21 protein-coding genes are annotated in these 22,997 nt (G+C 60.5%); 13 read left to right on the top strand and 8 right to left on the bottom strand.

Translation table 11 applies throughout. From position 1 onward, the window contains the following. Positions 1-18: 18 nt before the first annotated feature. From AB3X95_RS10645 to AB3X95_RS10625, 5 genes are all read left to right on the top strand, one after another. Positions 19-1,689 carry an electron transfer flavoprotein-ubiquinone oxidoreductase gene (locus AB3X95_RS10645; RefSeq protein ID WP_368621285.1) on the top strand — a complete coding sequence of 557 codons (1,671 nt, stop codon included), beginning with the start codon at positions 19-21 and terminating at the stop codon, positions 1,687-1,689. A gap of 36 nt (positions 1,690-1,725) precedes the next feature. Further along, positions 1,726-2,562 carry a pantoate--beta-alanine ligase gene (gene panC, locus AB3X95_RS10640; RefSeq protein WP_368621284.1) on the top strand — a complete coding sequence of 279 codons (837 nt, stop codon included), beginning with the start codon at positions 1,726-1,728 and terminating at the stop codon, positions 2,560-2,562. A 98-nt stretch (positions 2,563-2,660) separates the two neighbouring features. Further along, positions 2,661-3,515 carry an SDR family oxidoreductase gene (locus AB3X95_RS10635; protein ID WP_368621283.1) on the top strand — a complete coding sequence of 285 codons (855 nt, stop codon included), beginning with the start codon at positions 2,661-2,663 and terminating at the stop codon, positions 3,513-3,515. A gap of 50 nt (positions 3,516-3,565) precedes the next feature. After that, complete coding sequence (locus AB3X95_RS10630; protein ID WP_176369206.1) at positions 3,566-4,234, top strand: TetR family transcriptional regulator; 669 nt, start codon at positions 3,566-3,568, stop codon at positions 4,232-4,234. A gap of 40 nt (positions 4,235-4,274) precedes the next feature. Further along, positions 4,275-5,123: a 3-hydroxybutyryl-CoA dehydrogenase gene (locus AB3X95_RS10625; RefSeq protein WP_176369207.1), complete on the top strand. Its 849-nt coding sequence runs from the start codon at positions 4,275-4,277 to the stop codon at positions 5,121-5,123. 82 nt (positions 5,124-5,205) lie between these two features. On the opposite strand, the gene AB3X95_RS10620 is transcribed toward AB3X95_RS10625, so the two are convergent. Next, positions 5,206-6,471: an MFS transporter gene (locus AB3X95_RS10620; RefSeq protein WP_368621282.1), complete on the bottom strand. Its 1,266-nt coding sequence runs from the start codon at positions 6,469-6,471 to the stop codon at positions 5,206-5,208. Between the two features lie 333 nt (positions 6,472-6,804). Here AB3X95_RS10620 and AB3X95_RS10615 point away from each other — a divergent pair, with 333 nt between their 5' ends. Beyond that, positions 6,805-7,557, top strand: a complete 753-nt coding sequence (locus AB3X95_RS10615; RefSeq protein WP_176369209.1) for a lipoate--protein ligase family protein — start codon at positions 6,805-6,807, stop codon at positions 7,555-7,557. Between the two features lie 378 nt (positions 7,558-7,935). After that, positions 7,936-8,970, top strand: coding sequence for a phosphate ABC transporter substrate-binding protein PstS (pstS, locus tag AB3X95_RS10610; RefSeq protein ID WP_176369210.1), 1,035 nt, complete (start codon positions 7,936-7,938; stop codon positions 8,968-8,970). A 124-nt stretch (positions 8,971-9,094) separates the two neighbouring features. Here pstS and AB3X95_RS10605 read toward each other — a convergent pair whose 3' ends face one another. Beyond that, the gene (locus AB3X95_RS10605) at positions 9,095-10,021 is read right to left on the bottom strand and encodes a LysR family transcriptional regulator (protein WP_368621281.1); all 927 of its coding nucleotides are present in this window, start codon (positions 10,019-10,021) and stop codon (positions 9,095-9,097) included. Positions 10,022-10,152: 131 nt separating this feature from the next. On the opposite strand from AB3X95_RS10605, the gene AB3X95_RS10600 reads away from it, so the two are divergent. Continuing rightward, positions 10,153-11,547 carry an MFS transporter gene (locus AB3X95_RS10600; RefSeq protein ID WP_368621280.1) on the top strand — a complete coding sequence of 465 codons (1,395 nt, stop codon included), beginning with the start codon at positions 10,153-10,155 and terminating at the stop codon, positions 11,545-11,547. Here the strand turns inward: AB3X95_RS10600 and AB3X95_RS10595 are convergent. Both AB3X95_RS10595 and AB3X95_RS10590 read right to left on the bottom strand, forming a co-directional pair. Further along, positions 11,528-14,278, bottom strand: coding sequence for a glucosidase (locus tag AB3X95_RS10595; protein WP_368621279.1), 2,751 nt, complete (start codon positions 14,276-14,278; stop codon positions 11,528-11,530). The two genes, AB3X95_RS10600 and AB3X95_RS10595, sit on opposite strands and share 20 nt — an antisense overlap. Before the next feature lie 49 nt (positions 14,279-14,327). Then, on the bottom strand, positions 14,328-15,668 hold the full coding sequence (locus AB3X95_RS10590) for an MFS transporter (RefSeq protein WP_368621278.1): 1,341 nt from the start codon (positions 15,666-15,668) through the stop codon (positions 14,328-14,330). Positions 15,669-16,095: 427 nt separating this feature from the next. Here AB3X95_RS10590 and AB3X95_RS10585 point away from each other — a divergent pair, with 427 nt between their 5' ends. Next, positions 16,096-16,269, top strand: a complete 174-nt coding sequence (locus tag AB3X95_RS10585; RefSeq protein ID WP_013093753.1) for a hypothetical protein — start codon at positions 16,096-16,098, stop codon at positions 16,267-16,269. Positions 16,270-16,369: 100 nt separating this feature from the next. Further along, the gene (locus AB3X95_RS10580; protein ID WP_176122640.1) at positions 16,370-16,783 is read left to right on the top strand and encodes a hypothetical protein; all 414 of its coding nucleotides are present in this window, start codon (positions 16,370-16,372) and stop codon (positions 16,781-16,783) included. Here the strand turns inward: AB3X95_RS10580 and AB3X95_RS10575 are convergent. Both AB3X95_RS10575 and AB3X95_RS10570 read right to left on the bottom strand, forming a co-directional pair. Further along, complete coding sequence (locus tag AB3X95_RS10575; protein WP_368621277.1) at positions 16,772-18,301, bottom strand: CHAD domain-containing protein; 1,530 nt, start codon at positions 18,299-18,301, stop codon at positions 16,772-16,774. The genes AB3X95_RS10580 and AB3X95_RS10575 overlap by 12 nt on opposite strands. A gap of 626 nt (positions 18,302-18,927) precedes the next feature. Further along, positions 18,928-19,179, bottom strand: coding sequence for a hypothetical protein (locus AB3X95_RS10570; protein WP_260332384.1), 252 nt, complete (start codon positions 19,177-19,179; stop codon positions 18,928-18,930). Here AB3X95_RS10570 and AB3X95_RS10565 point away from each other — a divergent pair. The 3 genes from AB3X95_RS10565 to AB3X95_RS10555 all read left to right on the top strand — a co-directional run bounded on the left by AB3X95_RS10565 (position 19,079) and on the right by AB3X95_RS10555 (position 21,328). Next, positions 19,079-19,426 (top strand): DUF1493 family protein, encoded by a 348-nt coding sequence (locus tag AB3X95_RS10565; RefSeq protein WP_260332382.1) that lies wholly within the window; start codon positions 19,079-19,081, stop codon positions 19,424-19,426. The two genes, AB3X95_RS10570 and AB3X95_RS10565, sit on opposite strands and share 101 nt — an antisense overlap. A 264-nt stretch (positions 19,427-19,690) precedes the next feature. Then, positions 19,691-20,248, top strand: a complete 558-nt coding sequence (locus AB3X95_RS10560) for a TetR/AcrR family transcriptional regulator (RefSeq protein WP_176369214.1) — start codon at positions 19,691-19,693, stop codon at positions 20,246-20,248. A gap of 135 nt (positions 20,249-20,383) precedes the next feature. Further along, positions 20,384-21,328 (top strand): alpha/beta fold hydrolase, encoded by a 945-nt coding sequence (locus AB3X95_RS10555; protein WP_368621276.1) that lies wholly within the window; start codon positions 20,384-20,386, stop codon positions 21,326-21,328. 39 nt (positions 21,329-21,367) lie between these two features. On the opposite strand, the gene AB3X95_RS10550 is transcribed toward AB3X95_RS10555, so the two are convergent. Together AB3X95_RS10550 and AB3X95_RS10545 are read right to left on the bottom strand one after the other, a co-directional pair. After that, on the bottom strand, positions 21,368-22,159 hold the full coding sequence (locus AB3X95_RS10550; protein ID WP_368621484.1) for a DUF2182 domain-containing protein: 792 nt from the start codon (positions 22,157-22,159) through the stop codon (positions 21,368-21,370). A 2-nt stretch (positions 22,160-22,161) separates the two neighbouring features. Continuing rightward, positions 22,162-22,764: a DUF1326 domain-containing protein gene (locus AB3X95_RS10545; RefSeq protein WP_176122636.1), complete on the bottom strand. Its 603-nt coding sequence runs from the start codon at positions 22,762-22,764 to the stop codon at positions 22,162-22,164. Between the last annotated feature and the right edge of the window lie 233 nt (positions 22,765-22,997).

The raw sequence follows: 22,997 nt of genomic DNA, 5'->3' as shown, positions 1-22,997 counted from the left end.
GTCAAGGAGGCAGTGGGGATGGAGGAAAGCAATCAGCAAGGCTATGGGCCGCGCGAGTCGATGGAATATGACGTGGTCATCGTCGGCGGCGGTCCCGCAGGCCTGTCCGCGGCGATCCGCCTGAAGCAGCTGGCAGCCGAAAAGAACGCCGAGATTGGCGTCTGTGTGCTGGAAAAAGGCTCGGAGATCGGAGCGCATATCCTCTCGGGCGCTGTCATGGACCCACGCGCGCTCGATGAACTGATACCCGACTGGAAGGAACAGGGCGCGCCGCTGAACGTCGCCGTGACCGAAGACAAGTTCCTTTTCCTTTCGGAAACTGGTGCGAAGTCGGTCCCGAACTGGGCATTGCCGGACAACTTCAAGAACCACGGCAACTTCGTGATCAGCCTCGGGAATGTCACGCGCTGGCTTGGGACAATGGCCGAGGCACTGGGCGTGGAGATTTTCCCGGGCTTTCCGGCCGCTGAAGTCCTCTACAACCAGGACGGCTCGGTCAAGGGCGTCGCCACCGGCAACATGGGCATTGGCAAACACGGCGAGCCCACCGAGAACTTCCAGCTCGGGATGGAGTTGCACGCGAAGTACACGCTGTTCTGCGAAGGCTGCCGCGGTCATCTTGGCCGTCAGCTCAACGAGAATTTCAATCTCGGCAAGAACGCCGATCCACAGGTCTATGGCATCGGCATCAAGGAACTGTGGGAGATCGATCCTTCGAAACATCAGCCGGGTCTGGTGGTTCATACGGCTGGTTGGCCGCTGGAGTCGGACACCTATGGCGGCTCGTTTCTGTACCACATCGACAACAACCAGGTGATGGTGGGTTTTGTCGTCGGTCTCGCGTATCAGAACCCCTATCTTTCGCCATTCGAGGAGTTCCAGCGGTACAAGACGCATCCGGAAATCCGCAAGTTCCTGCAAGGCGGCAAGCGCGTGTCGTATGGTGCGCGCGCGATCACAGCCGGTGGCCTGACGTCTCTGCCTAAGCTGGTATTCCCGGGCGGCGCACTCGTGGGTGACGATGCCGGCTTCCTGAACGCGTCGCGCATCAAGGGCAGTCACGCAGCGATCAAGACCGGCATGCTGGCCGCGGATGCCGCCTTCGATGCGTTGCAGGCTGGCCGCCAGCACGACGAACTCGCGGCCTATCCGGAGGCGTTCAAGCAGTCGTGGCTCTACACGGAGCTGTACAAGGCGCGCAACTTCAAGCAGTGGATGAGCAAAGGCCTGTACCTCGGCACGTTGATGGTGGGCATCGAGCAGAAAGTGCTGGGCGGTAATGTGCCCTGGACGCTGCATCACCGGCATCGCGATCACGAAATGCTGAAACCCGCCTCGCAGTGCAAGCCGATCGAGTATCCAAAGCCGGACGGCAAACTCACGTTCGACCGTCTGTCGTCTGTTTTCATTTCGAATACGAATCACGAAGAGAATCAGCCGGCGCATCTCACGCTCAGGGACGCGAGTGTGCCGGTGAACGTCAATCTGCGAACGTATGCAGGCCCGGAAACCCGCTTCTGTCCAGCAGGCGTCTACGAGTACGTGAAGGACGAGCAGGACGAGGACCGTCTGCAAATCAACGCGCAGAATTGCGTGCACTGTAAGACCTGCGACATCAAGGACCCGACCCAGAACATCGTGTGGGTCACGCCGGAAGGCGGCGGCGGTCCGAACTATCCAAACATGTAAGCAGATGTCAGCCAGGTCTCAGAGGTAAGTCTCAGAATGAAACTGATTCGGTCAATCGACGAGCTGCGCGCGCAGTTGCGCGGGCAAAACCGTACCGCATTCGTGCCGACCATGGGCAATTTGCACGAAGGGCATTTGTCGCTTATCCGGCTCGCCCGGCAGCATGGGGATCCTGTCGTCACGAGCATCTTCGTCAATCCGCTGCAGTTTGGGCCGGGGGAGGATTTTGCGCGTTATCCGCGAACGCTGGAGGCGGACATCGAGAAGCTCCAGAAGGAGAACGTCTATGTCGTCTTTGCCCCTACGGAAGAGGATCTATACCCTCAGCCGCAGGAGTATCGAGTGCAGCCGCCTGGCGGCATCGGCGACATGCTGGAGGGTGAATTCCGGCGCGGGTTCTTCCAGGGTGTGTGCACGGTGGTGATGAAGCTGATGTTGTGCGCCCAACCGCGTGTCGCCGTTTTCGGAAAAAAGGACTACCAGCAATTGGTGATTGTTCGGGAGATGTGCAAGCAGTTCGCGATGCCGACGGACGTGGTAGCGGGCGAAACCATCCGTGATTGCGACGGTCTTGCCTTGTCCTCTCGCAATCGTTTCCTGACGCCCGAGGAGCGGGTCGAGGCGCCAACGTTGTATCGGCTCCTGAATCAGATCCGCGACAAGGTTTTGAGCGGAGAGAAAGATATTCACGGTATCGAACGACGCGCGTTCTCCACGTTGGTCGATCGTTGCTGGCAGCCGGATTACATCTCGGTGCGCAAGCAGGCCAATCTGCGATCACCCACGGCGCAGGAGGCCGATGACAGCAAGCTGGTTATCCTTGCCGCTGCGCGCCTCGGCAACACGCGACTGATCGATAACCTGGAAATTTGAGTTTTCCATGCATAGCCTTGCCGCGGCGCTTCTGGACCAGCAGGGCAGGGTGCCAATCCGAAGGCTGGTCACGTGCCTTCCCAATCTGGCCGTTTGACATGATCGAATCAGACTCGGATCACGGCGGGTCCTCCCGCCGCGCAGTACTCGTAACAGGCGCCGCCAGGCGGATCGGGCGGGCGCTTGCGCTCGGTTTCGCTGCGCGAGGATGGGATGTCGCGGTGCACTATCACGAGTCAAAACAGGAAGCCCGAGAGGTTGTCGACCACATCAAGTTGCAGGGTCGCAGATCGGTTGCCCTATGCGCTGATCTGGCGATCGAGGAACAGGTCGAGCAACTGGTACCGGCGTGCGTGAAGGCCTTCGGTCGACTTGACTGCGTGCTGAACTGTGCGTCACGGTTCGATGAAGATACCGCCCAAACATTCGATTATGCGCGGTTGCTCGAACTCATGGCGATCAACGTCGCCGCGCCGCTGGCGTTGGCGCGAGGACTCTTCGAGGTGGTGCCGGACAGCGCGGTATCGGACGAAGCGAAACGCGGTGTGGTGGTGAACGTGCTAGACCAGAAGCTGTTCAACATGAACCCCGACTACATCTCCTACACGGCGACCAAGGCTGCGCTAGCCAACGCGACCGTCGCACTTGCGCAGGCTCTCGCTCCGAAAATCAGAGTCGTGGGGCTGGCTCCGGGATTGACGTTAGTGTCGGGCGATCAAACACAGGCGCAATTCGACACAGTCCATAAGATGACGCCGCTACTGCGCGGTTCGCGACCGGAGGACATCGTCGAAGCGGCGGCGTATCTCGCGAATGCGCATGGCGTCACGGGCACGACATTGGTCGTTGACGGAGGTCAGCACCTTGTATCGAGCCCCCGTGACGTAATGTTCATGGACTCGGTGTCGAAAGGCCGCACTGCTGCTGAGTGTCTCTTCGCAGACCGTCAGTGAATCACTGATGGCGAAGAAAATGTGCATCCGCCGACCGTCGAGGGCAAGCAATGAAGCGGAAATTGCAAGGACTCGCTACACGCGAGAAGCTACTCGATAGCGCGGAACGCCTTTTTTTCGAACGTGGTGTCGCGTCGACGACCCTCGAGGACATTGCTCGTGCGAGCGGTATGACTCGTGGCGCCATCTATGGTCACTTCACGAACAAGTGGTCGCTCGTCAGCGCACTGTTCGAACGCTCAGAACTTCCGCTGGACGCATTCACTGTGTGCGGCGCAGAAGCCGCGATCGCAACCATCGATGCGTTGCGTGTCGAGCTCGAGCGGCGGTTGGTCGATGTGCTACGGATAGGGAGAAAGCGCCGGTTGTATTCGATCGCGCTGTCCACTACGGAGATTGATGGCGATTGCACTTTGCCGGCATCGATGTTCAGGGAGTCGGCGCTTCTTGCACAGTACTCGATCGAGACGACCTTGGCACGCATCGCAAAGCCGCCAGGTACATCTGAGGATCTCGACTACGCGTTCGAGGCAACTTTTATTCATGCTTGCCTGACAGGATACTTCCGCCGCAGCTTGATCATTCCGCCTCCTGCAGGAGCCGAAAAGCTGCTTGCCGGAAAGATCGTGCGAAAGGCCTTGTCATCATGGTTTATAGAGAGCCCCTCGTTGTTCGCGGCTCGCGGCGGGCTGGCGTCCGAAGCCGGCATTCGTCGATGAAAAGGAACAAGATAACCTCGATCTTGCAAGGAGAGAACATATGATTTTCAAAACGCTAGCTGTAGTCGGTGCCGGAACAATGGGCAATGGCATCGCTCAGGTCGCCGCGGTGGCGGGTCTCCACGTGGTCATGATCGATGTCAACGAGACGGCGCTCTCAAAGGGCCTGTCAACCTTGACGGCGAATCTCGGGCGTCTCGTCGACAAGGGAAAGCTGGACGCGGCGTCGCGTGATTCTGCGCTAACCCGTATCGAAACTTCCACTGACTATCAGCGCCTCTCCACTGCAGACATCATTATCGAAGCGGCAACCGAGAACGTTGATCTGAAGATCCGCATCCTGAAGCAAATCGAGTCGGTGGCGCGTGCCGATGCGATCATTGCGTCGAACACGTCGTCGATTTCAATCACCGCGCTCGGTGCGGTGCTTACTGATCCGACACGTTTCATCGGCATGCATTTCTTCAACCCTGTACCGCTAATGACGCTCGTGGAGGTCATCCGTGGGCTGCAAACCATCGACTCCACTGTCAATGCGGTGCGCGAGTTGACTGAACGGCTCGGCAAGACTCCGATAGGCGTGACCAACTCGCCAGGCTTCGTAGTGAACCGTATCCTCGTGCCAATGATCAATGAGGCGTTTTTCGTGCTAGCGGAAGGCGTCGCCACCGCGGAAGAAATCGACGCCGGAATGAAGCTCGGTGCGAATCACCCGATCGGGCCACTCGCGCTCGCCGACCTGGTCGGGCTAGACGTTTGTCTTTCTGTCATGGATGTTTATCTGAAAGACTTCGGCGATTCCAAGTATCGCGCATGCCCGCTATTGCGGGAGCTGGTTGCGGCGGGACGGCTAGGGCGAAAAGCCGGTTGGGGGGTCTATAAGTACTGAAGCCGCCTGGCAGCGTAAGCTGAGTGGGAACAGGGATTTTGCGGCCGAATACGGATAACCGCTGCTGATTTTGCTGCGGGTTTCAACTACCGCCTTGCGATTCCATCATTGTGGATGGAGGCATCAACTCGGCCTCCATGCGCACTGGGTGTCGCCGCAAGAGCAGCGGTCCGGCGAGCATCAGCAAGGCAGCGGCAGTTAGCGTCTTCGAGACACCGAAGTGATCCGCACAAACGCCCCATATCAATGCACCCAATGCCATTGAGCCTTGGAACGTGAGCAAAAAAACTGCTAACGCCCGAGCTCGCACCCAAGCGGGAAGAGTCGCCTGGAAGGCCGAGGAGACGGTGGAGTTGAATGTGATCCACGCGGCACCCCCGACGAGCAGGGACAGATATACAGGCGCGCTGTACTGCACATGGGCGGCGATCAGCGTCGTAATGCCGAACAACACAGACGCACCGCAGACCAGAGTATTGAGCGCCAGAAAACGGCGTACCCGACCAAGTGCAATTCCACCAGCCACGGCGCCTGCTCCCATACTCCCCAGCATCGTACCGTACCCGCCGCCGCCTAAACCCGGGTTACTTTTCGCTACGATCGGCAGTAGCGCCCACAACGCGCTTGCGCTAACTACAAAGGTGAATGTGCGAACCAGATGTCCGCGCAAAACACCGCAACCAAGCACATAGCGTACGCCCACGCACATCGCGCTTACCAGACGCTCCTGCTTTGAAACGACTTGTTCTTTTTCCGGCTTGTACCCAAGCAAAAAGATGGTCACTGCGACCGCAAATAGCCCGGTCGTTAGTGCGAACACTGCATACGATCCTATCCCAGCGATGACTGCCCCTGCCAACGCGGGGCCCACTGCGCGCGCGCCATTGAAAGCGACTCCATTGAGAGCGATCGCAGAGAGCAACGCCGATCGAGGCACTGCTTCCGCGGTTGAGGATTGCCAGGCCGGAACTGATACGGCACTGCCTGAACCGAGCAAAAAGGTGAAGATCAGCAGTCTGACTGGATCGATTGCATCCAGCATCAACAGAACATAAAAAAAGATCGACGAGACCAGCATCCAACAGTGCGCGGCTAGCAAGAGGCGGCGCTTATCCATCGAATCGGCGAGTACTCCTGCCGGCATCCCGAGCAGGAAGGCCGGCATCGTCGTCGCCGCCTGGGTCAGTGCAATCATCACCGGGGACGTCGTGAGCGAAGTCATCAACCATGCTGCCCCAACGTTCTGCACCCAGGCGCCAAGGCTCGCCGCCAACATTGCCATCCATATTGCGCGAAACGGGCGATAGCGAAGCGGGCCGGGATCGGGTTGTGGTTTCGTGGAAGACATTGGGGTTCAGGCGGTGGACATTACGCGTCTTGCTGGGTGCAGATCGCTTTACGTGGATGCCGGGATCGATGCACCTAGGGTGCGAAAAATAGAATATGGTGCACAAATATGAACACGCCTGACACGGCCTGTCAATGCCGATTTTGATTTCCACCGTCGTGAGAAGAAGACACCGTTGCTGACGTTCAAAGTCGGTGAAGCATCGCGCGCCCGTTCGACGTCAACGTTGACCGGCTCAGAAACTGGTGTCACATTCCTCGTTGGAAACGACGAGGCTTCGGCCATTCCGTCTTGCAACCGATCCTGAGAGTTGCTCTGTTTCGCGTTTTGACTATGTCATTCGAATTCATCCAACCTGATCCGACCGTCCACGACCCCCTTCAGGCAGAGCACACACTGCTGGACTTAGCGGCGCGTGGCCGCACTGTTGCTCAATTGTGGGAAGCGCCGAGGTCTTTGGTGGTACCGCGCAGCTATCTGCGCTATCCGCAGTTCGAATCTGCACGCTGCGCTTTCCTTCGCGGCGGATGCCCCGTCTGGCTACGCATGTCGGGCGGCGGCCTCGTACCGCAGGGTCCCGGGATTCTAAATTTGAGTCTGGCTTATTTCGTCGAGCAGCAGCCGAGCCAAATGAGCGAGGCGGTGTACATGCACTTATGCGAAGTCATCGGGAGCGCACTGCGCGGGATCGGCGTCACGACCCATTACCAGGCAGTGGACGGTTCATTTTGCGACGGTCGCTTCAATTTGGCTTGGGGAGTCGACACTGACGCTCGCAAGATTGCTGGCACAGCGCAGTATTGGCGACAGGCGCCAGCCGCGATGCGGACGAGCGATGGACGGGGCCATCTGGTGCTCGCGCATGCGGTATTGCTTGTCAGTGCCGATCCGGATGAGGCGAACCAGCGGGCCAACGCCTTCGAAGAGGCGGTGGGCAGTGGCCGTCGATATGACGCAAACAAGATCGTCACTGTGCTGCAAGCGCTGGGAGGGGCGGGGATCGGCAGGGAGCCGCTGATGCCTGCTGTGTTGGCTGCGATCGAGGACAGTCTCACCGACATTCCACTACCGACAGAAGCGCAGTAACCCGCTTGGCGGGCTCGCTCGCCTCGATCGGTGTAGCGGGGCGGCGGACGGCGAGCCATTCTCCCTGATATCGAACAATGCCGCTGTCAACGGAATGTAACCTGAAGTGCTTAAGTTTGAAGGTTCGAGCGATGGGCAGCCGTGCCGGGTGCGTAAAGCCGAGCAAAGGGCGCAACCTTCTGGAAGCGCTCAATACAGACACCGACGTGCTGGGGCGAATTGAAATGCATCATCGCAAGAACACCGCGCGCCCGCGCAAGTTGCGGGTATCCAGCCGAAGTACCCTGGGCCCGCAGGATGCGTAGTTGAGGAATTGCGTCGCGGAGCGAAGCTTGCTGCAACCATTGATCCGGTCAGTCAATCTCGTGGAGGCAAACCATGCTGTTCAAACGAGGAATTGCAGTTCTTGCCGTTGCTCTACCCCTCGCGGCCGCGCAAGCGCAAACCGTGGACATCACCGGTGCGGGCAGCACTTTTGCAGCCCCGATCTATAACAAGTGGGCCGACGCCTACCATAAGGCGGGGGGCGGCAAGGTCAACTACCAGGGCATCGGTTCAGCGGGCGGCATCAAGCAGATCCTCGCGAAGACCGTGGATTTCGCAGGCTCCGACGCACCGATGAAGGACGACGAACTGGCGAAGACTGGCCTGTTCCAGTTCCCGACGGTGGTGGGCGGCGTGGTACCGGTCGTGAACCTGCCTGGCGTGAAGCCGGGGCAACTGGTTCTGTCGGGTGCCGTGCTCGGCGACATCTATCTGAGCAAGATCAAGAAATGGAACGATCCGGCGATCGCCGCGCTGAATTCGGGCATCAAACTGCCGGATACGGACATCGCCGTGGTACGCCGCGCAGACGGTTCGGGCACGAGCTTCATCTGGACGAACTTTCTGTCGAAGGTGAACCCGGAGTGGAAGTCGAAGGTCGGCGAAGGCACGACGGTGAACTGGCCGACCGGTACGGGCGGCAAGGGCAATGACGGTGTTGCCGCCTTCGTGCAACGGCTGCCGGGGGCGGTCGGCTATGTCGAGTGGGCGTATGCGAAGCAGAACAACATGGTCTACACCAGCCTGAAGAACTCCGCCGGTGCGGTGGTTGCGCCGAAGACCGAGACCTTCAAGGCGGCCGCCTCGGGCGCCGACTGGAAGACGTCCTTCTACCAGATCCTGACCAACGAGCCCGGCAAGGACGCATGGCCGGTCGTCGGCGCGACCTTCGTGCTGTTGCACGCGACGCAAGACAAGCCGGCGCAAGGCGCGGCCACGCTGAAGTTCTTCGACTGGGCGTTCAAGAACGGCGGACAGGCTGCCAGCGATCTTGACTACATCTCGTTGCCGGATTCGGTCGTGTCGGAAATCCGCTCGCAGTGGAAGACCAGGGTCAAGGATGCGTCGGGAAAACCGGTGTTTCAGTGAAGGCCTCGTTGGGACCCGCCTCAAACAGATCGTGGTCGGTCATGGGGGAGATCAACTGACCCAGATCAAATTAAGGCCGCATCGAGGCGGGTAACGTGCGCGTGACGGTCTTTTATTGGGTTGGTCAAGCGCCGTTGTGCGATGCCGCTTCCGCGCCGAAGCGCTCGACCATAAATTCAATAAAGCTCCGAAGCTTAGGCGACGTCCGCCGCTCACGCAGATACAGCAGGTTCAGCGGCCGCTCGGGCGCGGCAAACGCCGGCAGCACTTCTACCAACCGTTTCGCTCGCAGATCCGCTGCCACCAGAATCTCAGGCAGCATGGCGATGCCCAGGCCGCGCAACACCGCCCGTCGCAGCGCTTCAGAATTGTCGATCCTCAGCCTGCCGTCGACGGGCACGCTCACGCGGCCGTTAGGACCCTCCAAACTCCATTCGGCCTGCGCCGCGTGCCATTCCGAGCGCGGCGGATACGCGTATGTCAGGCACTGATGCGTGCGCAGCGCGTCGGGCGATGACGGCGTGCCATGCGTTGCCAGATACCCGCGTGACGCGCACAACACCAGACGGTACGGCTGCAGAGGCCGCGCGACGAGATCCGGATTGCCCAGTGCGCCGATCCGAACTGCCGCCTCGAAGCCGTCGTCGAGCAGATCCGACAGCGCATCGGTGGCGACGATATCGAGCTTCACATCGGGATAGCGCTCGCAGTAGTCCGCGATCACCGGCATCAGGCATTCGTTGCTGAACACGACGGGCGCGGTTACGCGCAGCCGTCCGCGTGGGGTCGCGAGGTGATCGAGCGCGAGCCGTTCCGAATCGTCGATCAGCCCGAGAATCTCGATGCATCGTTCATAGTAGGCCTGCCCAAACGCGCTGATCTGCTGCTTGCGCGTGGTGCGATGGATGAGTGTCGCGCCAAGCCGCGTTTCCAGCGCCTGAAGGTGATTGCCGACCATCGTCGGCGACAGGTCGCATGCCACCGCCGCTGCCGTCAGGCTGCCGCTTTCGACTACGCGCACGAACACGGTCATCGCTTTGAGGAGATCCATTCCCCAATAATAATTGGTTCTGTTGCCATTTGCCGTCCGTTTATCAATCTTCGCTGTGGGAATACAGTCCGCGTACACGACGCTTGCGGCCCATTCCGGTGCCGCATCGCCCGACTTCATGCACGGACATCATGCGCAAACAGCTCAGCTCACCGGCTCGATCACCACGTCTTGCCTTGCTCGCGACGAGCCTCGGCTTCGTCATCATCTGTCTCGACGTCACGGTGGTGAACGTCGCACTGGCCCGAATGCGCGATGGTCTCGGCCTCGATTCGACGGCGCTGGAATGGGTCGTCAACGCGTACACGCTGGCGTTCGCGAGTCTGCTGCTGACCGCCGGCGCGTTGGCCGACCGGTTCGGCGCGCGCCGCATCTTTGTCGCCGGGTTCGTGGTGTTTACCTGCGCATCGGTGGGGTGCGGGCTGTCGGATGGCGCGGCGCTGCTGGTTGGGTCGCGGGTGGTGCAGGGCATCGGCGCGGCGCTGTGCGTGCCGTCGTCGCTGGCGCTGCTGGGCGCGGCGTTTCCGGAGCCGCATGCACGGGCCAGGGCGGTCAGCGTCTGGGCGGGCACGGCGGCGCTCGCGCTGGGGGCGGGTCCGCTGGTCGGCGGCGTGCTCGTCGACCGCTTCGGCTGGCCGGCCATTTTTCTGATCAACGTGCCCATTGGCGTCGCGGGCATCTGGCTGACCATCGCTCATGCACCCGATACGCAGGGTCATGCGACCCGTCGCATCGACCTGGCCGGCCAGACGCTTGCCGTCGTTGCGTTGGTCGGGCTGACGTATGCGGTTGTCGAAAGCGGCAGACTGGGCTGGACCAGCATGACCGTATTGACGGGAATGGCCGTCGCGGCCGTTGCGGGCGGGCTGTTCGTCATCGTCGAGGCGCGGCAGGCGCAGCCGCTTTTACCGCTCGCGCTGTTCCGCCACGCCGCGGTGAACGTCAGCGCGCTAACGGGGCTGTCGCTGAATTTCGGCTACTACGGACTGATGTTTGCGATGAGTCTGTTTTTCCAGAACGCGCGTCACGACACGCCGCTCGAAACCGGCCTCGCGTTCCTGCCGATGACGGCGGTGGTCGCGGTCGCAAACGTCGCGTCGGGCTCGCTGACGGCGCGCTTCGGTTATCGCCTGCCGATGCTTGTCGGCCAGGCGCTGGCGGCGCTCGGCTATGTTTCGCTTGCGTTCGTGCGGGTGGATAGCAGCGCGCTAGCAGTCGCGTTGCCTCTGCTGAGTGTTGGCGTCGGTGTGGCGCTCGCGGTGCCGTCGATCAACACCGCGGTACTGGCGCACGTGGAACCGTCATACATGGGTATTGCATCCGGCGTGTTGAACACCGCGCGTCAGATTGGCGGCGTGCTCGGCGTGGGGTTGTTCGGCGCCCTTGTGCGGCCGGAGTTCGACCATCTTGCCGAAGGTCTGCATCTGGCCGCGATCCTGGCCGCTACTGTGACGCTTTTGAGCCTCCTGAGCATAGTCATGGGCCTCAAGACGTCCGGATCGATGGTTACGGACGGTGCGCGTTGAGAGCATTGTCGCCGCCGCCTGCCTCATGCGCGGAAGCGCCGGCCATCACGCGCCAGCGGTCGCTGTCGAGCACGGCTCGAGCGTCGATCCGCCCGAACATGTCCAACAGAGGTGCGACGAGGCCCGTCCAGCCCGTCTGATGACTGGCCCCGAGCCCTGCACCGTTGTCGCCGTGGAAATACTCGTAGAACAGGATCAGATCGCGCCAGTGCGGATCGTCCTGAAACTTGCTGGTCCCGCCGTAGACGGGACGTTTTCCATCCGCATCGCGCAAGAACGTACCCGTCAGTCGCCGGACGATTTCCTGTGTCACCTCGAAAAGCGTCATGTAATGCCCGGACCCGCTCGGGCATTGCACCTTGAATTCGTCGCCGAAAAAGCTGTAGAGGTTCATCAGTGCCCTGACAACGAGCAGGTTCACCGGCATCCATACCGGGCCTCGCCAGTTGGAGTTCCCGCCGAACATGCCCGTATTCGATTCGGCCGGCAGGTACTGCACTTTGTAATCGGTCCCACCGATGTTGAGCACATACGGATGCTCGAGGTGATAGCGGGAGAGCGAACGGATGCCATGCGGTCCGAGGAACTCGTTCTCGTCGAGCAGGTATCCGAGCACGCGTTCGAGCTTGCGTCTGTTCAGGATCGACAGGAGCCTGCGCTCCCGATGGCCGATGAAGCCCGTATCCGTCGGAGCCACGTGGGCGAGCAACTCCGGGTAGCGTTTGCGGAATTGGGCGATCAGCTCCATCAGTTTCGGATACCGCGTCACCGAATCTGCTTCGAATACGGTGGTCGCGCACAGCGGCAGCAGCCCCACCATCGACCTGATCTTCAGACGCATGGTCTGGCCGTCGGGAAGCCGCAGCAGATCATAGAAGAAGCCGTCATGCTCGTCCCACATGTCGTCCGGATGTTCGCCGCGCCGATCCATCGCATAGGCGATCCACATGAAGTGCTGGACGAACCTGAAGGCGATCTCCTCGTACATCGGATCGTATTCCGTCAGGATGATCGCCATCTCCAGCATGCACTGGCAATAAAAAGCCATCCACGCGGTTCCGTCCGCCTGTTCCAGCGATCCACCCGTCGGCAGCTGCGCGCTGCGATCGAATACCCCGATGTTGTCCAGCCCCAGAAAGCCGCCGGCGAACACGTTGCGTCCCGACGGGTCCTTGCGGTTCACCCACCAGTTGAAATTGAGCATCAGCCCCTGAAACGAGCGTTCGAGAAAGCGCGGGTCGGCCCGTCCCAACTCTTTGCCGTACCGGTAGAGCCAAAGCGTGGCAGCCGCATGCACGGGAGGATTGACGTCGCTGAAGTTCCACTCGTAGGCCGGGATCTGGCCGCTCGGATGGACATACAGGGTGCGCAACATCAGCAGCAATTGCTCCTGCGCGAAATCGAAGTCGACGAGCGCCAGAGAGATCGTGTGGAACGCCAGATCCCAGGCCGCGTACCACGGGTACTCCCATTTGTCCGGCATCGAGATCACGTCCGCGTTCAGCATGTGGAACCACCCGGTGTTGCGCACATCGAGCCGCTCGCCGTCCAGCAACGGATGGCTCCCATGCTCGCGCAGCCACAGTTCGAGATCGAAGTAGTAGTACTGCTTGCCCCACAACATGCCCGCCAGCGCCTGACGGTGCACCCGGCGCTGGTCTTCCGTCAGCGAGTTCGGCGCGATGCGCTCGTAGAACTCATCAGCATCGGCAATGCGTTCGTTGAAGCTGTTCTCGAAGCCGTCGAACGCGTTGTCACGGCTTATCGCGCTCAGGCGCAGCCGGATCGTCACGCTGTCGCGGCCGGGTACGTTGCATACGTAATGGGCCGCCGCCTTGGTTCCCGTTTTGGCCGGATTCACCGCCTCGCGTTGTCCGCCGATCACATACGCGTGGAATGCGTCTTTCACATAGGGCGAAGCATTGGGTTGATTCCACAGACGCCGTGCATTGCTTTCGTTCTCCGTGAACAGCAGTTCGGTCGCGCCTTCGCAATAGAGCCAGTAGTCGCCCAGTTCATGATGGCGCGCTCGAATGACGCCCGGCGCCTCTTCGCACAGCGACGGCCTGGGATCGTCGTGGTTCTCCGACCATGTATTGCGAAACCATAGCGTCGGCAGGACTCGAAGCTGCGCCGCGTCCTGCCCGCGGTTGTGCATGCAAATGCGCACCAGGATGTCTTGTGGATCGCGCTTCGCGTATTCGACGAATACATCGAAATAGCGGTCGTCATCGAACACGCCGGTATCGAGCAGTTCGTACTCGAGTTCTTCTCGCGATCGCTTGCGGTTCGTCTCGATCAGGTCGAGGTACGGGTATTCCTGCTGCGGGTACTTGTACAGATACTTCATGTACGAGTGCGTGGGCGTGCTGTCGACATAGAAGTAATACTCCTTCACGTCCTCGCCATGATTGCCTTCGCTATTGGTGAGCCCGAACAGGCGTTCCTTCAGAATCGGGTCGCGCCCGTTCCAGAGTACGAGCGCGAAGCAAAGTCGCTGCTGGTCGTCGGATAGTCCGCCGAGCCCGTCTTCTCCCCACCTGTAGGCGCGTGAGCGCGCCTGATCGTGGGTGAAATAGTTCCAGGCGTCGCCATCTTCGCTGTAGTCCTCGCGGACGGTTCCCCATTGCCGCTCGCTCAGGTACGGCCCCCACAGCTTCCACGGCACCTGCGCCGCATGCGCGTCGTTCAAGCGTTTTTGTTCCGTGACATCGACGTCTGCGAGAGCCATTTCTGCCTCCGTAACGGCCGGATGAACCTGCAACAGGCGGGCGGTCGCCCTACGACGATCGTCCGGCGAGCCCGGTGGATACGTGCTGCTGCGAAGCAATCCTGATGTGCGAGACGAACCACGCGGCGAGCACGAACCACCCCGCTGCGACGACGAACGCGACGACGTAGGCGGTTCCGGCACCAGCAAGCGCCTTGACCCACGACAGCATCCACCCGGTCGCGGCGGGGCCGAGCATCTGCGGCAGCACCATCGACACTTGCCAGATGCCCATGTCCTTGCCGCTGGATGCATCGTCTGGCAACACCTGCAGCGCGAGCGCCCAGTCGACGGCTTGATAGGTCCCGTAAGCGGCGCAGAAAACGAGTCCGACTGCGATCACCAGCAACAGGTTCGGACGCAACGCCAGCATGACAAAACCGATTGCGGCTCCGGCCATGATCCAGCTTGTCAGGCGGACGACGGGGACGGCGCCGTGGCGGTCGGCGAGCCGTGCGCCCAAGAGACTGGCCGGGATCGCCAGCACCACGCCGACACCAAGAAGCCCGTTCATCACACCGGTCGGATGACGAATGCCGATCACGTCCTGCAGGTAGTACAACATGAAGGTGAAGATCGACCAGATTCCCATGTTGCCGAACAGACGGGTTACCAGCACCCAGTAAAAGTTTCGGTGGAGGCGCGGATCGAGATAGAACGAGCGCATGAACGCGAGGAGTTCGAACCGTTCATGGGATCTGACAGGCGTCGGCTCGCGCGAGCCGCGAATCGTCAGCCAAAGGCAGAGCAGCATGATCGCAATGAACGTGGCCACCGTCGGATACAGGCGGCCCGGCGAATAGAGCACGACGAGCACCACGTTGCCACTGATGGTGCCGAGCACGGACATCACGTTGAGCCACGCGCTCGCGCGGTTGGTTTCCCGTTTTGGCACGACATCGGGCACCAGCCCGGCATACGGACCCGCCGCCCAGTTCCACCAGAACTGCAGATGCAGGAACGCGAGTGCATAAAGCCATACGCTCGCCCCTCTGTTGAATGAAGCAAGCCATACCAGGGCAACCGCGGTGCCGAACACGCCGGTGACGAGAAACGATCGCCGACGTCCATGTTTTGCGATGGAGCGATCTGACAGGGCGCCGGCCAGCGGCGCCACGATCATTGCAACGAATGCGCCGGACGCAATGACGGAGCCGGCCACACCTTCCTTCAAGGCGGCATCGCGTCCGAGCATCTCGGCAACCTGTGACGGCACCAGCACCGGAACGACCGTCATCCATTGGGTAAACAGCGCAAACCACAGCGACGCGATCTGTATGTGACTGAGCGTCGTCAGGCGAGGGGCGGGCGGTCTGGTCGACACATTCCGGGCTGGACTGGATAGCGGCATGTCAGAGGTCCATGCGCGTCGCGCGTTTTGCTGCCCGGTCAATGCTTGCTAGCTCACGGGGCTGCAGAGAAAGATTAGAACATTTGATCTGGCTTATGCATGCGAGGGCAGTGCGTTCGTTGCCGTCGGGCGAGTACCCACGTCAAACGCAGCGCCGGCACGTCGTATGGCTGAATGTCCGCGAACCAGGCGAGATATTGAATCAGCAGCCGCCGTCGCACGTCGGCCAACTTGCTGTCTGCAATGCCCAGGCCGATGCGTCCCCCAGCTCAAGCGACGAGGGGTTGCCGTAGATACACGGCCGTGCGGCTTTCCTTCCCGCACGCGACTTCGGCTGGGAAGCACAGACTATGCCAGACACAGCAGCGCATGGCGTCAGGCGCGCAATGTGCTTGCAGGTAGACCCCGTGGATCAAGGAGAAAAACGATGACCCTGCTCATCTATCTGGTCGGATGGATCATCTTCATTGGCGGCGTCGCGTGGGGATTGATGGCGCTACATGTCGCGCAGCACATCATTGCCATCGTGGCCGTGATTCTGCTCGGCATCGCGGTGATTACGGGCGCTACGCGAGCGCGTAATCGAGATCGGTCGTCATAGCGAAGTTCCCTCGTGCGCCACAGCGCTCAGGTACGCTACGGCGCGCTCGCGATGTACCATTTCCGCGTGGAGTCTCACGCCGGACATCGTGGAGTACATCATGGGAAGCGCATGGAAACGCCGCTTCAAACTGCTTGTCCAGCGTTTCTGGCAGCCAACCAGCGCGTGCATGACCTGTATGCCGGGGAGCTGGGGCAACGTCATGAGCCTCACGCACTGGGCGATCGCATTCAAGACCGGGCTGCTCACCGGTGTGCTCGCGCTGCTGCTCACCTTCACGCCGGCGGCGAAGTGGTACGGGAATCGCTATAGCAACGCACTGCTCGTCGGTTGCCTGACCGCCATCGGCGATGCCTACTCTCATCTGAGCCACTACCGCTTTCACGCTCTCGAACACATCGCGACGGGGATCATGTCCGGCCTGTTTGCACTCGCTGCGTCGTACCTGTTCGAGGATCGCGCGCGCCGCGTGCGCGCGGTATGGTCGCGTTTGTTCGGACCATCAGTGCGGTGACGAAAGCAGCTTGAAGCGCTTCCACAGCTTCTTCAATGTCCGATGATCGGCAGCGACCCGTGACGCGAGAAAGCCGCGTGCGAAGGCCGCGCCCGAGGCGGCCTCGGGCGCCGTCGTCAGCAGCGACTTCAGCAGCTGATCGGCGACGACGGCATCGTTGCGCCAGCCGAGATCGTCCTGAAGCGCGGTGAGCGCTTCGACATAGTGGCGGACGACCCGCCGCGGGCATAACGACGCGAAGAACTCGGTGGCGTATCGAACCTTCTTCGCCGCGATGCGGGCGCGGTGACGGCTGTGATCGTCGAGATCGGCCAAACCCTTGCCACGTTTGATCAGTTTCTTGTGCCGACGGCGCAGAACATCGGCGGCGAACGGCTTCACTGGGCTGCCGATCACGTCGCGCTGTTCGTCGGACATCTCATCTCGCCAACCCCTGCGGCTCAACCAGAGCGCCAACTGGAGCGCGAGCCGCGTGTAGCGAACCGATTCGACCGCGGCCGCCGCGCGCTGCCGGTTGTCGACGGCATTCTGCTCGCAGGCCTCTCTGACGGGGCGGATCTCGTCCGTGTTGCCGTCGGCGCCGGCATGTTCGAGCGTCGATCCCGCGAGCACTTCCCAGTCGCGCGCGGAGCCGAGTTCCGAGGCAATCCAGCGCAACTCCTCGTCGAAGCCGGGAGCGGCGGGGATGACCTTCGCAAACAGGTCGAGAGCCGAACGCAAGCGGCGAAGCCCCACGCGCATCTGATGGACGCTCGATGGATCGTGGCCCGACACGACGCCCAGTTCATTCGCGTGGACCTGGTCCAGACAGTTGCGCACAATGACGCAGAATGCATCCTCGATCGAATCGCGCTTGTCCAGTTGCACCGGTTGCGCTTTCACCGCCTCGCTGTGCTCGGCTACCAGCAGTGCATACCCGATATCGGCCTTGCTGCGACGATCGATATGTAGTGGCACGGTTTCGAGCATTTCCAGCGCGACGCGGTACAGCATGTCCGGGTCGCCCTGTTTCAATTCCAGTTCCACGGCGGCGATCTGCACCGAGCCCGATTCCGCCTCGATGGTTCCTTCGTCGAGCGCAAGCTCGAGTTCGTCTCCGGACGGCTGGCGCAGTTCGAACGCCGAGCGGTTGATCCGCGTGACGAACACTGGCTTCAGTTGGGCGGGAACGGTCTCGTCGCGAATCAGCTTCCCGCAGTCGCTGTCGTCGGGGATCTGGTCGCACAGCAGCTTCAGATCGGGCGTGTCGCCATTCACGGGCATCTCGAACTCGTCCCTGTCGAACAGCCCCGCCTTGGCCGATCCTTCGAGCTTCAGCGTCTGGATTTTCTCCTTGCCGACGCTGCGCACGCGCAGCGAAGCCCCGCACCAGTGAAATGAAAACTCGGGCGTATCGAAATAGGTGCTCGTCAGCAGGCGAGGCGTTCCTGCTGTGGCTTCCGATTGTGCAAGTATCGACGCGTTACGCAACTTGCCGAGATCTTCGTTCGCAACGCGCAGCTTCAGCTCCCGTTCCATGCCGCCTCCGAAATGAGCACCATACCTTCAGACTACACCGGATTCGCTGAGCTGCGTCGCAGCAGATCGTCCCAAGTGGCCGCTCCGAACCCGACGTTTTCTGGAGACGGGGTGGGTTAGCAGCGCAAGCAGGCATTCGTGCAAAACTTGTCCACCGTCTTAGCTACCTCTTCCGTGCACAACTTTCGTCGTGCTTAAAACGGTGATGCACGTCGACCCGATACAAGCTCACAACGACAAATAGCGAGTGTTCCCAAATTAAATCGGGGAAAACGGTATGCGCAACTATGGACCGACATGTTGAAACCGCCAGGCTAACGGCCCGCATTTCTGGTCGACGCCATTCGGGTCGGAATGAGGATGTGCAAATCTTGACAGCATTTTGCAAATTCCCCCGAGCATATAGGGTATGCTGAAAAAAGACTCAAGAAACTCCCAGAAGTCGGGCCCAAAAATATTTTTGGAAATGACAATAGAGCACGTTACCCCCAATTCTTCGAAAGAGTAGGGGGATCATATGCCGCACAGAGTAAAAACGATCACTCTCATGGCGCGGTAACGACATTAATCGATGTGATGCAACGCGCCACCAGGCGGTGCACGTAACGCAAGCGGAGCACCAAAATTCAACAAAGAAGATCAATGCATACATCTATGGCGGAAGCGCCGTCGATAACGAAACGCTTTTCATTTGCATTGCAACCGAAGAAGCTTGCAAACACTTTTGAATTATAAATGATGCCACCACCGGAAGTTTCGGCTGAGCTGGAGGAATTCTTGCGGGAGAAAATCGGAAGTCCGCCAAAAATATCAATAAAGCCATCCAGTTCTTTAGAAGACGATTTTGGCGTCACGGGCGACGATGCGAGCAAGCTCATCAACACGTTCGCAATAACATTTAACGTTCAACCCGGCGATTTCGAATTTCTTAGATATTTTAATATGGAAGGATTCAGCGTTTGGCCATTTTCTATTCTTGCCCGGTATGTTCTAAAACTCAGAGGCGTGAAAGACTACAAAAATAAGGAGCCAATTACAGTCGGAATGCTGCAGCGTGCGATTGAGCTAGGCGTGTGGGACAGCCAACGCGTATCGGAAGCGCGAAGGGCGTCGCCCAGGGAGTGACCGCCAATGGGAGTCATTGCGGCCTGCTGTCGATAAGGTCTCACCTCGTGCCATACAGTAAGAATGCCGTACAAAACTCGCCCGAAGGAAGCGCCTTGCCCCAGGGTTTGCACCGCTCGACGCACCCCGAGTTCGCGATTCTCACAACCGTACACACGGGGACATCTTGATTAGGAAATGATCGTTTCCTATAATCGCGCCATGACCACACGCCACCATCCTGCCAGACAGCCTCGAGCTCCAGGTCGTCCTCGCGAATTCGATATGGACATCGCGCTGGACGGCGCAATCCAGATTTTTCGCGAACGCGGCTATCAAGGGACGTCTCTTGGCGACCTCGGTGCCGCGATGGGCCTCACGGCCGGCAGTATCTACAAGGCGTTTACCGATAAGCGAGCGGTGTTCCTTGCCGCACTGGAGCGCTACATCCATCTACGGAATGGCCAGTTGCAAAGCCTCCTCGACGCGGAGCAAACCGGCCGCGACAAGGTACGGGCCGTTCTGCGGTTTTATGCCGAGTCCGCGGTCGGCGACGAGGGCAAGCGGGGCTGTCTCGTAGTCGGAAGCGCAATCGATCTGCTCGCTTTCGATGATGAGGTCGCGGGTCATGTCGCCGCTTCTTTGCAGCGAACGGAGCGTCTGTTGTGCCGTCTGATCCGGCTGGGCCAGACAGACGGTTCGATCGCGTCCGCCGTGGATGCGGACGCTACCGGCCGCGCCCTGCTGAGTTTGACGCAAGGTTTGAGGGTCGTCGGCAAAGTTGGGCGGCCCCGGGCGCACATAGTGGCGGCTGCGGAGCAGGCCATGCGTCTGCTGGACTAAGCTCAGCAAGATATAGCATCGCATCAGTTACCAGTGCTCCTCGCCAAATTAGGAAATGACTATTTCCTAACTTAAACCGCCGATGAGAAACAGCCGTTCAACGATGTAATCACTCAACCCAAAGGAGTCTCGTTCGTGAAAGCACTTCACTCGCCCATGCTATCTGGGCGTTCCAAAATCGTAAGCACGCTGCCAGCATCAAGGCCCGTTCCGGGGTTGGAAGGATTCGAGCACAAGTTCGCGACCGTAGACGGCTTGAGACTTCACTACGTCACCGGTGGAAACCCGCAGGGCGATGTGGTCGTGTTGCTCGCGGGCTTTCCGCAGAGCTGGTTCGCGTGGCGCAACGTAATGGCGCTGCTTGCAAAGACCTACCGGATCGTCGCACCGGACCTGCCCGGACAAGGTGATTCGGATCGTCCGATGGACGGCTACGACACACAGACCCTTGCGAGCCATGTCCACGGTTTGCTCCGACAACTCGGAGTGACCCGGTACTTTCTCGCCGGACACGACGTTGGAGCGTGGGTGGCTTTTCCGTACGCGGTGATGTTCGCCGACGAGGTCCGTCGCCTCGCGCTGCTGGATGCGGGGATCCCCGGCGTGACGTTGCCCGATGCGTTGCCGATTTCACCCGAGCGTGCATGGCGTACCTGGCATTTTGCGTTTCACGTCCTACCTGACCTGCCGGAACTGCTGCTGGCCGGCAAGGAACGCGAATACCTCGACTGGTTTTTGCGGCGAAAGACGGCCAATCCCGATACTTTCACTGAAGCCGATATCGATGAATATCTGCGCATTCTGAAGAAAGACGGCGGCTTACGCGCCGGCCTTGCGTATTACCGCGCCGCGCACATGTCCGCCCGACAGAACGCGGAATTGAAGCAGCGAGGCATGCTCGATTTGCCACTGCTGACGCTCGGCTCCGATCAAGGGTCCATCGCCGATATGGCGACCCCTCTGCGAGCGTTTTTCACCGACGTCCAAGGCCGCACCATTAGTCACTGCGGGCACTTCATTCCAGAAGAACAACCGCGCGCGGTCGCCGACGAACTCACGGCATTCTTTGGCAGCGCATAGGGATAACGGGGCAGGTGGACGCGGGCCGCCGGGCACGGCTCAGGCGATGCGGGCGTGCTGTACGACGATCCACGCGGACCACGCAAGCAACGCAACGCCGAGCGGCTTGCCGATGGACCTGCCCCAGCGGAAGTTCTTCTCGGCCGACATGATCCCGCCCAGCGCCAGCATCCAGGCGACGCTGCCGGTGCCGACCGCGAACATCAGCAACATCAGCGCCCAACAGCAGCCGACGCAGAACGCGCCGTGACTGATGCCGAGCACGAAGCTCTCGCGGCGCGCGCTTTTGCCCCGCCAATGCCCGGTGATGAACATCAGCGGCGAGCGGCATTTGTCGAGACATCGATGTTTGAGGCTGCTGAACTGATAGAAGCCCGCGAGCGCGACGATCGCGGCGCCGATCAGCCAGCCGTTGGCAAGCAAGCTCGGAACTGGCTCGGCGACCAGATGGAGCGCCGCGTCGAAGCCGTGCGCGACTACGCCGAACAGCGCCCACGTCGTCGCATAACCGACGATCAGAAGCGCTATCAGCGTGCGCCGGTTTTCGCGCGCGACGGTCATCCGACGAAAGGTGTCGAACAGCGGGAAGGCGCTCGGCAGCATCATCGCCGCGATCATCAGCAGCCATGCGGCGCTGTGCAGCAGCGCCGCGATGGTGATGCTAGCACCGGGCACCGCGCGGCATATCGGGCCGACGAGCGGCAGTTCGGCCCAGCTCGCGTGACGCAGATAACGCGCATAGGGACCCGCGTCCCACACCCATAACGCGATCCACGCGCTGCTCGTCAATGCGACGAAGAGCGGCGCGAACAGTCGCGAGCGTGCTTGCATCTTCACGACGCGAAGTTGAACGATCCCTGAATGGCGTTATGTCCGCTCAAGGCTAAGTCGAGATCGAGCTTTTCGTGCCGCAGACGGAAAGAGTTCGCCTTGCCGACGAAAGCAGGGGAGCCCGGTATCGTCGAAAAGATGCTTTCGACCAGCTTGGTCGGCTCGCCGGTCGGGCCGCGATAGGGCTCCAACTCGGCATCGATTGCTTCGCCGACTTTCATCCTGCCCTTGCCGTCGACGACCGTGTATTCGATCGGCACGCGTTCCACCGACACGACTTCGCCGATCAACTGCACGAGATCCGCGAGGGGGCCGCCGCGCTCGCCACGGTGCACGCTCACCAGAGCGTCGAATTGCGCGTCGCTCGCGCGCTCGTCGACGAACATCGCGACGCGCCAGCCACCTTTGAGCACATTGCCGGGAATGAACGCCGCGAACGCGATAGTCAGGCCCGACACATCGACGCCGTCGATCGTGCCTCGCTCATAGTGGTATGCAAGCGCGCTGCGGCAGACGCCGTTGTCGGGATCTTCTCCGATCCAGCACGGACACAGCACCTTGCATTCGCACACTTCGAGGATGCTGCCCATCAGTTGATAGCTCATTTGCGCCTCCGCTGCCGGTTGAATCCGGCCGGGAAGAACATCGCCGGACATCCTCTGTTGTAGGCGTTAAGGGGCCAGTAATCAAAGCATTCGAGCGATGGCGAATGATTGAAACGGCTTGCACAGTCGGTGCTTTTGCGATGGCGGGGAAGCGTGCGCCCAGCGCCCGAAGCGCATCGCGCATCACCGGTTTCCAGAGATTAACTCTTATATAAGACATAAGACATTTGACC

The sequence above is a fragment of the Paraburkholderia sp. BR13444 genome (assembly GCF_040948755.1).
Taxonomy (GTDB): Bacteria; Pseudomonadota; Gammaproteobacteria; order Burkholderiales; family Burkholderiaceae; genus Paraburkholderia; species Paraburkholderia youngii.
The sequence above is the reverse complement of the archived record's forward strand: the minus strand, read 5'-3'. Positions and strand labels throughout refer to the sequence as shown.